Source organism: Haemophilus sp. C1 (assembly GCF_001276515.1).
GTDB lineage: Bacteria > Pseudomonadota > Gammaproteobacteria > Enterobacterales > Pasteurellaceae > Haemophilus.
This window is the reverse complement of the sequence record NZ_LDVZ01000018.1, coordinates 1-13,751: the sequence shown is the minus strand read 5'-3', so window position 1 is coordinate 13,751 and position 13,751 is coordinate 1. Positions and strand designations below refer to the sequence as shown.

Genomic DNA, 13,751 nt, shown 5'->3' with positions numbered 1-13,751 from the left:
ATAAAAATACGCCTAAAACAGACCGCTCTTTTCCCTTAAAATTCCACGCATTGAAGTATTTTTTCACCTACTGAAATATGGTAGGATTAGCGCCATTAATAGCATTCTCGCTGGACTAGCACGCGTAAGGAATAAAGATGGATTTAAATACAATTTTGATTATTGTGGGCATTTTGGCACTTGTTGCCTTAATCGTGCACGGATTATGGTCAAATCGTCGTGAGAAATCAAAATATTTTGATAAAGCCAATAAATTTGACCGCACTTCTCATGTGCAAAGATCCCATACGCAAGAAGAAACGCAACCAACAAATGCTAATTTATCTCACGTCACTACAGCGCAAGCAAATGCCCCAATTCGTCATCAAGTCATGCCTAATGCAACAGTAAATCAAGAACCTGTTGATTATAGACAAAGTGAAAAAAGCGTCGATGATATTAAGATTTCGATTCCAAATGTTCAACCTGTTTATGATATGGGAAATCATCGTTCTGAGCCGTTAAAGCCGACTCAACCACAATATGATATGCCGACATCAAATAGCGTTGCGAATATGACATTGGAACAAATTGAAGAACAAAGCCAAAATGCTAGTTTCGATGGAATTAATTCGTCATCACAAGAATTAAGAGCACAACTTGCGGAATTAGCTCACGAAGAACGTCAAGTGGACTACAACGTCTCTTTTAATGAACCCAAAGCAGAAACAACAGCTAAACCGAAACAAAAAACTGGCTATATTCAACTTTATCTTATTCCAAAATCTAGCGATCAATTCAATGGTGCGAAATTAGTACAAGCACTTGAAAACCTAGGGTTTATCTTGGGTGAGGATGAAATGTATCACCGCCACTTAGATTTAAGTGTGGCAAGCCCCGTTCTCTTTAGCGTGGCAAATTTAGAGCAACCAGGAACATTTGATGCTTACAACTTAGTGGATTTTAGCACGATGGGAATTGTATTCTTTATGCAACTGCCATCACCAGGTAATAATCTCGCCAATTTACGAATGATGATTCGCGCTGCGCATACATTGGCCGAAGATTTACAAGGCATAGTGCTTACTGAAGAACAAGAAATCTTTGATGAAAATGCAGAGCAAACATATCTTGCTCGCGTGTAAATTCATACCTTAAATTTACCGCACTTTTATCTTTATTGAGACAGGCTTGATGCCTGTCTATTTTCACTCTAAACAAGCAAAAAGTGCGGTCATGTTTCCCCGAGAATTTTATGACAAATATTCAAACTCAAATAGACAATCTACGCAAAACCTTGCGCCAATATGAATACGAATATCACGTTCTAGATAATCCAACCGTGCCTGATAGCGAATATGATCGTCTCTTTCATCAGCTAAAAGCGTTAGAACTAGAACATCCTGAATTTCTTACTTCAGACTCCCCAACTCAACGTGTTGGCGCAAAACCACTTTCTGGGTTTAGCCAAATTCGTCATGAAATTCCCATGCTCTCTTTAGATAATGTCTTTTCCGATGAAGAATTCTATGCCTTTGTAAAACGCATTGAAGATCGTTTAATCGTATTACCTAAACCGCTTACCTTCTGTTGTGAACCTAAACTTGATGGTTTAGCAGTGAGTATTTTGTATGTAAATGGTATTCTCACCCAAGCTGCCACTCGTGGCGATGGCACCACAGGCGAAGATATTACAGCCAATATCCGTACTATTCGTAATATTCCATTACAACTTCTAACAGACAATCCTCCAGCACGTTTAGAAGTGCGGGGCGAAGTTTTTATGCCACACGCAGGATTTGAGCGCTTAAATGAATATACGCTAGAACATGGTGAAAAAACCTTTGCCAACCCTCGTAATGCTGCAGCAGGCTCTTTGCGTCAGCTTGATCCTAATATTACAAGTAAACGTCCATTGGTATTAAATGCTTATGGCATTGGGATTGCTGAAGGCGTTGAACTACCAAGCACTCATTATGCTCGTTTGCAATGGCTAAAATCTATTGGTATTCCTGTGAATCCAGAAATTCGTTTATGTAATGGCACGAATGAAGTTTTAGATTTTTACCGAGATATTCAAAATAAACGAAGCTCGCTAGGTTATGATATTGATGGGACCGTATTAAAAATCAATGATATAGCCTTACAAAATGAGCTAGGATTTATTTCTAAAGCACCTCGTTGGGCAATTGCTTATAAATTCCCAGCCCAAGAAGAATTAACCGTGCTGAATGATGTTGAATTCCAAGTTGGCCGAACGGGTGCAATCACGCCAGTCGCAAAATTAGAACCAGTATTTGTTGCTGGTGTTACAGTAAGTAATGCCACCTTACACAATGGTGATGAAATTGAACGTTTAAATATTGCCATTGGCGATACTGTTATCATTCGTCGAGCAGGCGATGTAATTCCACAAATTATCGGTGTATTACATGAACGTCGACCTGATAATGCTAAACCAATTATTTTCCCGACAAATTGCCCAGTCTGCGACTCTCAAATTATTCGTATTGAAGGCGAGGCAGTAGCTCGCTGTACGGGAGGATTATTCTGTGCTGCACAACGCAAAGAGGCGTTAAAGCATTTCGTCTCTCGTAAAGCCATGGATATTGATGGTGTAGGCGGAAAATTAATAGAGCAATTAGTCGATCGAGAACTGATTCATACGCCAACGGACTTATTTAAACTTGATTTAACTACGCTCACACGCTTAGAAAGAATGGGCTCAAAATCTGCAGAAAATGCTCTCAATAGTCTTGAGAAAGCCAAAAGCACGACCCTTGCTCGCTTTATTTTTGCCTTAGGCATACGTGAGGTAGGTGAGGCCACTGCATTAAATCTTGCGAATCACTTCAAAACTTTAGATGCGCTTAAAGCCGCTGATCTTGAAGAGCTTCAACAAGTGCCTGATGTAGGTGAAGTCGTGGCAAACAGAATTTTTGTATTCTGGCGTGAAGCACATAATGTTGCCGTTGTTGAGGATTTACTCGCACAAGGCGTACATTGGGAAACCGTGGAAGTAAAAGAAGCAAGTGAAAACTTATTCAAAGATAAAACCGTCGTTCTCACCGGCACCCTCACTCAAATGGGTCGCAACGAAGCAAAAGCATTACTACAACAGCTAGGCGCAAAAGTAAGTGGCTCAGTTTCCAGCAAAACGGACTTTGTCATCGCAGGTGACGCAGCTGGCTCTAAACTAGCCAAAGCGCAGGAACTAAATATTAAAGTATTAACAGAAGAAGAATTTTTAGAGCAGGTTAATCTTTTAAATTAGTTGAATTCAAATCGTATAAACAAGAGCGGCCAAAAATCATTATATTTTGACCGCTCTTTTGTATTTAAATGTTAAGTTATCCATTTACTGACATAGTCGTTTTATCTTCTTTCATCCTTACTTAAATACGCAGCTGCCCATATTAATGACGGTAACTTGATTGTGATTACAGTTTCAACACGCAGCCGCGCAGAGGTGCCCGCTGGCAATCTCGCAGTGAGAATATTGGCCTTTGGTGTTTCAACACACAGCCGCTCGGAGGCAGCTGCAGTAACAGTATGTGTGAGCGAGTTTTAAATCGCGGTTTCAACACACAGCCGCGCGGAGGCGGCTGCTAAGTTGCATTTGTGTATTAATATCTTTTAAACGAGTTTCAACACACAGCCGCGCGAGGCGGCTGCATTTATTGATTGGCAATTCAGATTCCATATCGATAGTTTCAACACACAGCCGCGCGGAGGCGGCTGCTCCCTACATAAAAAAGCAAGAAAAATCAGCGTATTAAACACTGTATTTCGCTAACTGATTTTATGATAAGGAGTTTAATAAGTATAACGGTCATACCGCCGTTATACAAATAGATTAACTTATTCAAATTGTTAAAGAAAATAAGGATCGCTACCCTATCAGGGTTTTAATGAGAACAATAGGTTAGCGAACTAAATGACAAGTACATCTTTAAATATATCAACAGCCGGTTTTGCGCCATGATGTTCCACTTTATTACGCCACTTGCTGCCTAAATGATAAAAACGCAAGCTGTCACATTGAGGATCGTAGGTTTCTAATAACTTATTTTTCAATGTTACCCATTGGTCTGGTGTAACATCGCACTCAAATACCGAATATTGCGCCCGCACGCCGTAATCTAAGCAATGTTTTGCTATGCGGCGCAATCGCGCCTGTCCGTTTGGATCGTCAAAAGAAATATCGTAAGTAATCAGCATTAACATAACTTACCTCATCAAAAACGGCGGGTATTCCGCTAAATCTCCGCGTAAGTGGCGCGCCAACAGCATGGCCTGAATATACGGCAGCAGCCCGATTTCCACTTCTTCACCCAAAACGGATGCACAATTTTTTCCTGTTTTTTCGCCTGCAACGATTGAAACAACAGCTTACGCGCCTCCGCTTTCAAGCTCACCGCGCTACTTGCCTCGGTAACAAAATCCTGCGGTTTGATTTGCCCGCGGTTAATCAACGACAGCACCAACCTATCCGCCCACCATGCGCGGAATTCTTCCAAAATATCCTGCGCCAGACTGTCGCGCCCCGGACGGTCGGCGTGCAGAAAGCCCACCTGCGGATCAAGCTCCACGCCTTGCAGCGCGCCGCTGATGTCCTTGCCCAAGATGCTGTATACAAACGATAACAGCGCATTCACCCCATCTCTGGGCGGACGGCGGTTGCGCCCGTCAAAAGTAAAGCCGCTTTTTTCGCTCAAAAGCTGCCCGAATACACCAAAATAACGCGCCGCCGCATCGCCCTCAATACCGCGCACCACGTCCAGCTCCGCCGCGCCCTTCAACTGCCGCAGCGAAATGTTCAAAGCATCGACCGCACTTTGAATCGCCGCATTCTCACCATAATTGCGAATCTGCCGCTGAAGCACCCGCTTACTCGCCTGAATCTTCGCCGCAATGATATTGCGCGCAATCGGCACGGGATTTCGCTCCGACATCCGATACTGCGCCCGACGCAGCAGCACATTGCCGCTCTGCCGCCCCTGAAGCCGCCCCAAATAACGTCCGTTTTCGGTAAAGAACGCCAAATTCACATTATTTTCGCCGCAAAACCCTAGCAAAAACGGCGACACCAACACATTCCCAAAACAGAAAATATGCCCGATGGAATGCACCGACAACTGCGCCACCTTCTTACGCTCCTGCTCCACCACCAGCGTCTCCCGCTCTTTATGCAAATAACTGCCTTGGGTGGTGATGTAGAGCGTGTTTTGCAGTTTGCGCATGGGGAAACTCCTTGGGTTTTGACCGCACTTTTGAGTTTTAACAGGTTTCTTGGGCTACCTGAAAATGACCGGTAGGTTGGGTTAGGCGGAACGCCGTAACCCAACGAAACGATTCAGTCTCCAAAATATTGTTTTCAGATCGCCTTGACTGGATATTCCAGCATTTTGTTGGTTATGCCTGTGACTAACCCAGCCTATGGATACTTAATCTTTTTCTAGATAGCCAATTAGTTCTTTTAAGTCTTCTTTATTTTGCTGACCTAATGTTTCAGCATATGGTTCAAATCTTTTAGCAATATCAACAAGAGTCTCACCCAATGCTCTTTTAAAAAGCTTTCTATCTATTCTGTTAGTTTCTAGCGAAAATCTTACATGCTCTAAATAATTTAGAACCAATACAACAGATTGCTTTAATTCTTCATTCTCTTTAATTTTCTTTATTAAATTATTATCTGATGTATCAGGCTTTTCTTCTTTTGCTTTTCTAGTCCATTTTCTAGCATCTAAAAAATGAGGATCATCCCAACGAGATAAAAGCTCAAATGTGTTTTCAATAATATTTAACTTCCTTTGTAAAATTATATTTTTAGAAGAAAAATATATGCTTACAGCAGAAAAATATGTAGATAAAATAACCCCACTACCACCAAGACAAAGAAAAAATATCTTTGCCGCCTCCAACATAGCTGAGCTATTTTCAGGAACAGGTGTTGCATACGCGGTTATAGTCAAACCAATTGACGCCAGTCCCAATAAAACAATAATACTCCAAAAAATCCTCCAACCTAATTTTTCACTCATATAAATCTCCTATACAAAAAATTAATAATATTATACACCTAACCTACTAGAGGAAAAAAACAACCTATTCTCCAAACAACCCCGCCACATACCCCACACTCCTATCCCGTTTCCCCAACAATTCCGGCTGGCAAATCTCCACCAGCGAGCAGGCTTTGCAGCGTTTGCCGTAATCGGGCGGTGGGGTTTGGCCGCTGTTTAGAAGTTCGCGCACGGCGGCGATGGTGGCGAGTGTTTGGGCGCGCAGGTCGTCTGAAAACACGACGGGGAGGCGGTGGCGGGTTTGCATATACCACAACGCGCCCTCGGAGACGGTTTGCCCTGTCATTTCTTCCAAGCACAAGCCTTGGGCGCAAAGCTGGATTTCATCCATCGGATCGGGTTTGGGCTTGCCGCGTTTGTATTCCACAGGTTTCAGACGGCCTGTTTTCGTGTCCACTTCCACCAAATCCAACACGCCGCTGATGCCCAGTTTCTCCGCCGACACATGCACCGTCCGCTCAAAACGCACGCCCTTGCGCGTTTCCGGCTCCCCCGAATCCACCCGCTCATGCAGCGCCTTGCCCTGTGCGGTCAAATAGTTCTCCGCCCACGCCTGCTCGTTATGAATCAAGGCACATTGGCGCGGGCAGAAAGCGTAGTGTTGCAAGGCGGAAAGGGGAATAATTTGCATAATGTATGTTTATCGCTTTTTAATTTCTGATAATAATTTTTCCCCATCAACAATTCGCGCCAAGGTTTGAGCAAAGGGAAAAGAACGGCTTAAAATCTTTTTGACTTCGCTAGCTTTAATAGCTTTTGGTAAACAGGTAAAACCGTCCAAGCGCTGATAATAGGTTTTATCCTCCCGCCCATAATGCGGTGCTTTTTCTAGCTTACCTGATGCCTGCCCAAATGCCACGATTCCTTGCCCTGACTCATATAAAAATACCCAATCACCTTTTTTGAATTTGTCAATTTTTTCTTTATAACCATCTTCAAATGCCGCAGCCACCTGTTTTTCTAACATAAATTTATGATCGTCGATATCATTGACTTTATTTGTGTTCAACAAAAAATATTGAGTTGACTCCTCTCCATCCAGCTCAAGCTCTTCATTTGCCTGTGCCTCAAAGCGTTGTTTCCACGGAACGATAATTTGCTCTGTAATCAGACGATGCAATAGTTCCTGCCGCGAAAGATCAAAACTTTCAGCAATTTCCTGCAAGATCAAATCTTCTTTTACAGAAAGGCGAATACTGAACGTTGTTTTTTCCTGATTTTTTTCAACAAACTCATTTTCTAGGTTTTGGATAAAATTTTTCACTGAATACTCCTTTCATATTAACGAATCCATCATATCAATAAATAACACAAATGCAAACACAAAAAAAACACATTACATGTTCTAAATTAAAGAATGGCGACTTTATGAAATTTATTTGTATTAGTTTCGTAGGATGGACTTTAGCCCATCAATCCTTTATATTTGTTGAAACGGTGGGCTGAAGCCCACCCTACCGACTTCTGCAATGCAAGCGGTGTTTTTTTCAGGCATTTTTACAAATATTCTTCCACACTCACGCCATTTAGCCCGTCTGAAACCACGCTGATTTTGTAATCGCTGAAACTGCTTGCCAGCGTACCTGATTCGCCGTTTACGCATTCGACTTTCACGGCGTCAAATAATTTATGTGCAGGCTGGCTGCCGAGCGCACTGTCGTGTTTGAAAACGATCAGTTTGCGTGCCGCCATTTCGCCACGGGCGGCGGAGCGGTCGTGCTCAAACATCAGCGTCAGGGCTTGCCAGAGTTTGGCTAAGTCGTCGTCTGAAAAACCAGTTTTGGCGGCAAGGTTGGCGGAGATAAAACCGTGCACGCGGTAGAGCGCATAAGGGACAATGTATTTACGCCCCATGGTGCGTTCTTTTTCCAAGTCTTTTTCGTTGGTGACTGCCATGCGGGTGATAGAAACTTCCAGCGGCACAATCGGGTCGATGGATTGGGCGAACGCCAGTTGCACCGGGCCGCGCACTTGTCCGCTGTTGACTTCGGTGGTCATCACAGCGCCGAAGGTGCGGATATCGAAGAAGTTTTTACACATCCAAGCGGTAATGTCGCGGGCTTTGGCTTCATCTTTTGGCAATTTTTTGGCTTCAGATTCAATGCCAAGTGCTTCATAAGCGCGTTTGTTTTGCAGGTTTAACACGCTTTTTTCTTTGACGTAAATTTCGTAACCGGCTTCGTTTTCGCTGCTGATTTCTACAAAATTACGGATTTTGCGCTTCAGGCAGACATCGGTTACCAAGCCTTTGCTGGATTCGGGGTCAAGACGCGGCATATTGCCCGCATCGGGATCGCCGTTGGGGTTGCCGTTGGTGACGTCAAAAAAGTAAACAAATTCATAGCGGTTTTGAATGGCAGACATTTTCTGGCTCCTTAGTTTTCAATGGTTTCAGCGGTTTCTTTTTTAGCAAAATAGCTTTGTTTTTGATGGTAATAGCCGATGGCGAAGCGGCCTTGCTCGTCAATGCTCAAATGGCGCGGAAAGGTTTCGGGCAGTTTGGCAATGATTTCGCCCAAATCTTTATCCAAATTCACCGCCATGCCGGCTTTGTCTTTACGCAAGCGCGACAAATGGTGTTTTGCACCCGACAAAAGGCGCGGAAAAACCGAAAACGGCACGGCGGAGGCAGAGCCGTAATAGCGGTCGGCGACACCGGCGTTTAATTCGCCCAACGCCTGATATTGAATGCGCTCCAACACGGCAAACAGTCGCCCTAAAAGATAGGCGCGATTCGGATTTTCATTGTTCAAACTCATAGGAACTCCTTCTTCGATAAAACCTTTTCTAAAACGCCGCTCTAATACGGCTTTCATCATTGCCACGCGCAGACTGTTCACGTCGCCGTCGGTGCGGATTCGGGTAATCAGTTGCGACAGTAAACTCATGGGATACGGCGTGCCGCAAATCACGGCGCGGGTCATTTCGCCTGCCAACACGGACGAGATGTTTTCGCTTTTGCCCAATACAGCAGTTTGCAACAAGAGTCGCCAAATCGACGGCAGCGTTTTCCATGCGCAAGGCTCAAGGGCTAAATCTTGCCAATGCTGCGCCAAATTTTCCGCCAACTGCCCAAACGTGGTGTCCAGCCAAAACCGAACAGAAATCCGTGCGGCATTAGGAGCAAGCCCTAAAATATAAAAACGGGTATTGGGAGAGAGTTCGGGCGCAATTTCTTGCAGCGGACGACCTTTGCCGATTTGTTCCAACACATTGAAAACTTTGGCGCTTTCTTGTTCATCATCCGGCGGCGTGAACACTTGCGCGAAGAAGCCCTCGGCAGCCTGCGCTGTGGCATTATCATCCGCTTCCGCCCAAAAGACCGTACTGGCGTCGCCGATGGTCAAGCAGTGATTATTTTCACGGCGCAACAGATAGTTCAGCGCAGTGGTGTAGGCAAACGCGGATTGTTCGGAAACGGGCGCATTTGCGCCTTGCTCCTTGCCAAACGAAGCAAAGGCTTCTTTGTTGAACGAAATAATCGAACCGCCGGAACTTTGCCCGCCAAATACGCCTTTAATTGCAGGATGCAGCCGCGCAATCGGGGCAGTATCGCCGCTAATCAAGCATAGGCCTTTTTCAGCCTCATCACTTTTCAGACAGTTAGCCCATATAGCCTGTGCTGCTTCTCGTTTATGAATACAAGCGGTCGTTTTTTCAAAAGAAAATGCAATATTGGCATCAAGCATTTCGGTAGGCAGGTTTTCGGCAGCAAAATTTTCAGGTAGCCAGTTTTGCAGAAAACGGCACAAGGCTTGTAAGCCTTCATCTTCGCTGTTTTGCAATAAATCGAGATGATATTGCTTGAAGGCTTCAAAGGTTTTTTCAGACGACGTAAAGGTTTTTTCTTTGGCTTCGGCTTTGTTTTTATTGGCTTCCACGCCAAACGCGTAGGCGGTTTTATCCCACAAAAAATTCGGCTTGATGCCCGATGTGCGTTTTTCAGGGCGCGGCACGCTCATCAGCTTCGGTTGCGGCTTTTTATCAGCTGTCAGATCGGCACAACGGTTTTCAGACGGTCTTCTTTATCCAATACCAAAATCCAGCCGATTTTTTCCTCGCTAAAGCCATAAGAAGGCACTTTCGGATTGCCCATTTCATCGGTTTCCGCTGCCAAACGGCGGTAATAGCGGGCAAGGGACGCAAGAATCATGCTTTCACCTCCTCGGCGTAAAACGGCGGCACATCAATCACGCCATCTTTCATTTGTGCGCGGAAAAAATGCGGCATGTTGCCGTGTTCAAAATCAATATCGTGCAGCATCCAGCCCAAATCGCGGTTTGCCTCGTTTTCCGATAACGCCGACAGCGGCAGCGACTCGCCTTCATCAATCAACGCAAAATCGGCAGGAAATTCACGTACGCCCAAACAAGGCTGCTGAAAGCATTGCCCTTTTTTCGCACGGCGTTTGAACATCTCAATATGCTTGGTAACGGTCTCATCCGCCCCTGCTTTTGCCGTCAGCACCGCATGGGCTTCAATCACATAAGCCACGTCTTTAAGCACCATCGCCGCGCGCTGCTGGCGGTCGTCTTCAATCAACATATATAAATCGGCAACACTCTTGCGCTTCATCGCCCCGCTGACCTTACCCGCCGAAATCTTGCCGCCCAACTCATTGCGCCGCACCGACTCAAACCGAATCGGCTTCAACACATAAATCCGGTCAATCACTCACCGAATCGCCAGCTTCCAATGCACCGACGCCAAAATCCCGCGCGCCGCCGACGGCGTGATGACATCATAAGACACCCGCTCCACCTTCATCTCCGGACGGGTAAAACAGGCATAATCGCCCCAAATGTGTAGGCGGATTTGGTTCATTTGGTTCTCCTTTTGGTTGGAAAGTGCGGTTTCAGACGACGTTTTGAAGACGTTGGGAGAATTGACCGCACTTGTTGCTACATATTTTGTAACTTATCGATAATAGAAAGCACCGTAGAAATAATTTCATCATTAGAAATACCAGATTGGTCTAGCGTTCTTATTTCATCTATCAATGACTGATCATTAAAGTATAGTTCGGTATGATTTTTTACAACATCATCCCAAAGCTCTTTAGATATTGAGCCAGTACAGCCAATTGGGATTGGAATCACATTATGTTGTAAGCAAATCTCAAATTCTTCTTTCATGCCATTGGAAAGAACGATTTCTCCATTTTTATTCAATTTGTTTCCAAACATAAAAATAGCGATGCCAGCTTGAGAAATGATTTCATTTCTGTAGTCAGTCCATCTTTCAGAAATAGATTTATCTCCTGATTGTATTTGCGGAAATGGTCTTAAAATTAATAAATCGTCTAAATTGCGATAGTTTGACTGATATTTATATTCTAACGCTCCATTAATAACGATACTTCCAATACCTAAACCATAACCGGAAATAATCTTATATTCTTTCTCTGCCAGCTTATAACTAAGATTATGTATAAGTTCTTTAGCTTGCTCTTCAGAAAAAGGAGAATAACTATGAGCAGCACCAGAAATAAAGATATTGCTACGTTTTAAGCGTCTTTCAATTTCTTTTAAAATGGCAGTAATATCAGAATATTCTTTAATCATTATTGAATGAATGCCATACCTCTTGAGATCTTCTATTTTTAGTTCTTGCTTAACTTTAGCATACATGTAGCTTTCATCATCATGAAAATCATCTCTCGATACTTCTTTGAAAAAACAATAATGAGTTGGCGTATTATCTTTTAATAAGACTTTAATTCTGCCCAAAATATATTCCAAATTTGGATCATCAAAACTGAAGCCTATGAACAAAAATGTTTTTGAAAGCAAATCTCCTCTTAATGCGGTAGCAAATAATTCTTTCTTGTCCTGATAGGTTTCATAATCATCTTTAATTAATACTGCTTCATCAGGTAAATCTTTATCACCATGCATTTTATAAACAATGGCATCTTTCTTTTTGATATTTCTTGAAAAATCTTCATTTCTGATTTTTTTCTCTACTGTTTTTCCATCAGCCTCTAAAGTTTTTTCAATTAATTGCTCATAGTTAGTTGTCCAAAATGTACTAATACCAATTTTAGAAAGTAACTTATGGTTATCTCCGCCTTGTCTTAATGTAGTAAACTCATTGATTATCTTATTGTTTATTTTTCCTCTTTTATGCCGATTGAAATGATATTGAGCTACTCCAATTAGATCATGTTCTTTTTCAATATCAAGACCTAGTTCTTCTGCAAGATCTTTCAGCAAACCTTTCCAATTAACAAAGCCTGCTGGAGCTGATAAGCCTGCCCCAGCAAAAATTGCAGCATCACCATTTTTAATCTCTACAACAAAATCAGTGATAAATTTTTTCTGTTTCTTGGTGAATTCCATAGCAACTCCAATAAATATTTATATTGGGCTTTAGAAACCCTCTAAAGCACAATATGATTAACCTAAAAATCTTCTCAAATCATCTTTACCTAAGGCAGGATAAAGCCCTAAATATTCTTGTCCTTGGAATGAGCTGTATACAGAATCAACCAAAGGTAAAATAGCTACGTTTCCAGACTTCAATCCATCAAAGTATCCTAATTCCCAAGGCATCCATTTAGAAGATGAAGCATTATCCGTAGCTAAATACAGCAATTTAGAAGATTGCTTCATCCTATCCCGCAATGTTTCAGCAGTTTCTTTTGTTACAGAATCCCTGGAAAGTTGTGGATCAACTACCCAATCTACGTAAACTTTTTGCCCCATATCTTCTAAAATACGTACAACACCAAGAACTAGCTCAGCATCCTTAACAGAATGTGATAGAAAAACATCAAAGCGATATTGATATTTTTGACTTTCAACGATACTTTCCAGTTTACTTGAATAACTCTCAAATGATGCTGTAACACTTCTTGCATAGTTGCGAGCTTCCTGTTTGGTAAAATAAGCCATTTATATACTCCTAAACTTTAGTGTTGATAGCATACTTATCAGCATTTTCTTTAATTTCAACGGCGGCATTAATCCAACCATTGACATTTGAAATAAAATTATCCCAATTACACTTGAGCATATAGGAATTTGAACAACCATTCTTTAGCTTTTTGGCTGAATAAGAGTGTTGAAGGTTATTTCTGTTACTTTTAATAATATTAAAATAAAAACCTTCTTTATTAACATAAGAATAACAGCCTGATAGATCAGGTAATACAACCAGCAAAATTGCATTTCTCTTACTTGAAGACAATGATCTTTTATTATTTTTAATAGAGTATGCGATTTCCCAAGGAATCCATTGTTCACTTTCAGAGTTCCACCATTCCTTCATGTTCGGTGAAAGCAAGACTATTGTTACTGAACTATCAAAAATCTTATCTGATAATTTTGTTTGAATAGTCTCATCTTTAAATTGAGCTAGACTTTCATTGTCTTTCTCTCCTTTGTTTATATGGATGCCATCTTCTTCTAATTTTGCTTGTAGAATATCAACATAATCTCGAGCTGTTGCTTCCTGATAAGGTGATAAGCGTTCTACAGATGAATCACTATATTTGTATGAAATAAAAATTTTACGTCCCATAGGAACTCTCCTTCTAATAAAATGGTTGCAGGTTAATTTCATTGCGTAATCATACGTTAAATAACTTAATCAGATTGAAATTTTAAAATATCAAGCTCTCCTCTTTTATAAAATTAGTATCCTCCCAACTCAACCCCGCCACTTCATTATACAAATCCAGCC

At 42.3% G+C, this 13,751-nt stretch carries 10 protein-coding genes and 3 pseudogenes; 2 read left to right on the top strand and 11 right to left on the bottom strand.

From position 1 onward, the window contains the following. Nucleotides 1–137: 137 nt before the first annotated feature. Nucleotides 138–1,124 (top strand): cell division protein ZipA, encoded by a 987-nt coding sequence (zipA, locus tag ABW51_RS07260; RefSeq protein ID WP_053466191.1) that lies wholly within the window; start codon nucleotides 138–140, stop codon nucleotides 1,122–1,124. A 110-nt stretch (nucleotides 1,125–1,234) separates the two neighbouring features. After that, nucleotides 1,235–3,253, top strand: coding sequence for an NAD-dependent DNA ligase LigA (gene ligA, locus ABW51_RS07255; protein ID WP_053466190.1), 2,019 nt, complete (start codon nucleotides 1,235–1,237; stop codon nucleotides 3,251–3,253). A 659-nt stretch (nucleotides 3,254–3,912) separates the two neighbouring features. On the opposite strand, the gene cas2 is transcribed toward ligA, so the two are convergent. The 11 genes and pseudogenes from cas2 to ABW51_RS07200 all read right to left on the bottom strand — a co-directional run bounded on the left by cas2 (nucleotide 3,913) and on the right by ABW51_RS07200 (nucleotide 13,589). Beyond that, the gene (gene cas2, locus ABW51_RS07250) at nucleotides 3,913–4,206 is read right to left on the bottom strand and encodes a CRISPR-associated endonuclease Cas2 (RefSeq protein WP_053466189.1); all 294 of its coding nucleotides are present in this window, start codon (nucleotides 4,204–4,206) and stop codon (nucleotides 3,913–3,915) included. 3 nt (nucleotides 4,207–4,209) lie between these two features. Next, nucleotides 4,210–5,222 (bottom strand): annotated as a pseudogene (gene cas1c / locus ABW51_RS07245) (type I-C CRISPR-associated endonuclease Cas1c). 204 nt (nucleotides 5,223–5,426) lie between these two features. Next, nucleotides 5,427–6,023: a DUF4760 domain-containing protein gene (locus ABW51_RS07240; RefSeq protein WP_197271846.1), complete on the bottom strand. Its 597-nt coding sequence runs from the start codon at nucleotides 6,021–6,023 to the stop codon at nucleotides 5,427–5,429. A gap of 64 nt (nucleotides 6,024–6,087) precedes the next feature. Further along, complete coding sequence (cas4, locus tag ABW51_RS07235) at nucleotides 6,088–6,696, bottom strand: CRISPR-associated protein Cas4 (protein WP_053466188.1); 609 nt, start codon at nucleotides 6,694–6,696, stop codon at nucleotides 6,088–6,090. Between the two features lie 9 nt (nucleotides 6,697–6,705). Beyond that, the gene (locus ABW51_RS07230; RefSeq protein ID WP_053466187.1) at nucleotides 6,706–7,329 is read right to left on the bottom strand and encodes a hypothetical protein; all 624 of its coding nucleotides are present in this window, start codon (nucleotides 7,327–7,329) and stop codon (nucleotides 6,706–6,708) included. A gap of 233 nt (nucleotides 7,330–7,562) precedes the next feature. Beyond that, nucleotides 7,563–8,429 (bottom strand): type I-C CRISPR-associated protein Cas7/Csd2, encoded by an 867-nt coding sequence (cas7c, locus tag ABW51_RS07225; protein WP_053466186.1) that lies wholly within the window; start codon nucleotides 8,427–8,429, stop codon nucleotides 7,563–7,565. A gap of 11 nt (nucleotides 8,430–8,440) precedes the next feature. Further along, a pseudogene (gene cas8c, locus ABW51_RS07220) lies at nucleotides 8,441–10,218 on the bottom strand (type I-C CRISPR-associated protein Cas8c/Csd1). Beyond that, nucleotides 10,215–10,889: pseudogene (gene cas5c, locus ABW51_RS07215) on the bottom strand (type I-C CRISPR-associated protein Cas5c). Before cas5c ends, cas8c begins: the two co-directional pseudogenes overlap by 4 nt. Before the next feature lie 77 nt (nucleotides 10,890–10,966). Beyond that, nucleotides 10,967–12,406, bottom strand: a complete 1,440-nt coding sequence (locus ABW51_RS07210) for an SIR2 family protein (protein WP_053466185.1) — start codon at nucleotides 12,404–12,406, stop codon at nucleotides 10,967–10,969. A gap of 57 nt (nucleotides 12,407–12,463) precedes the next feature. Continuing rightward, complete coding sequence (locus ABW51_RS07205; protein WP_053466184.1) at nucleotides 12,464–12,961, bottom strand: toll/interleukin-1 receptor domain-containing protein; 498 nt, start codon at nucleotides 12,959–12,961, stop codon at nucleotides 12,464–12,466. A 10-nt stretch (nucleotides 12,962–12,971) separates the two neighbouring features. Continuing rightward, a complete protein-coding gene (locus ABW51_RS07200) occupies nucleotides 12,972–13,589 on the bottom strand; it encodes a TIR domain-containing protein (RefSeq protein ID WP_053466183.1) in 618 nt (205 codons plus the stop codon). Nucleotides 13,590–13,751 lie beyond the last annotated feature (162 nt).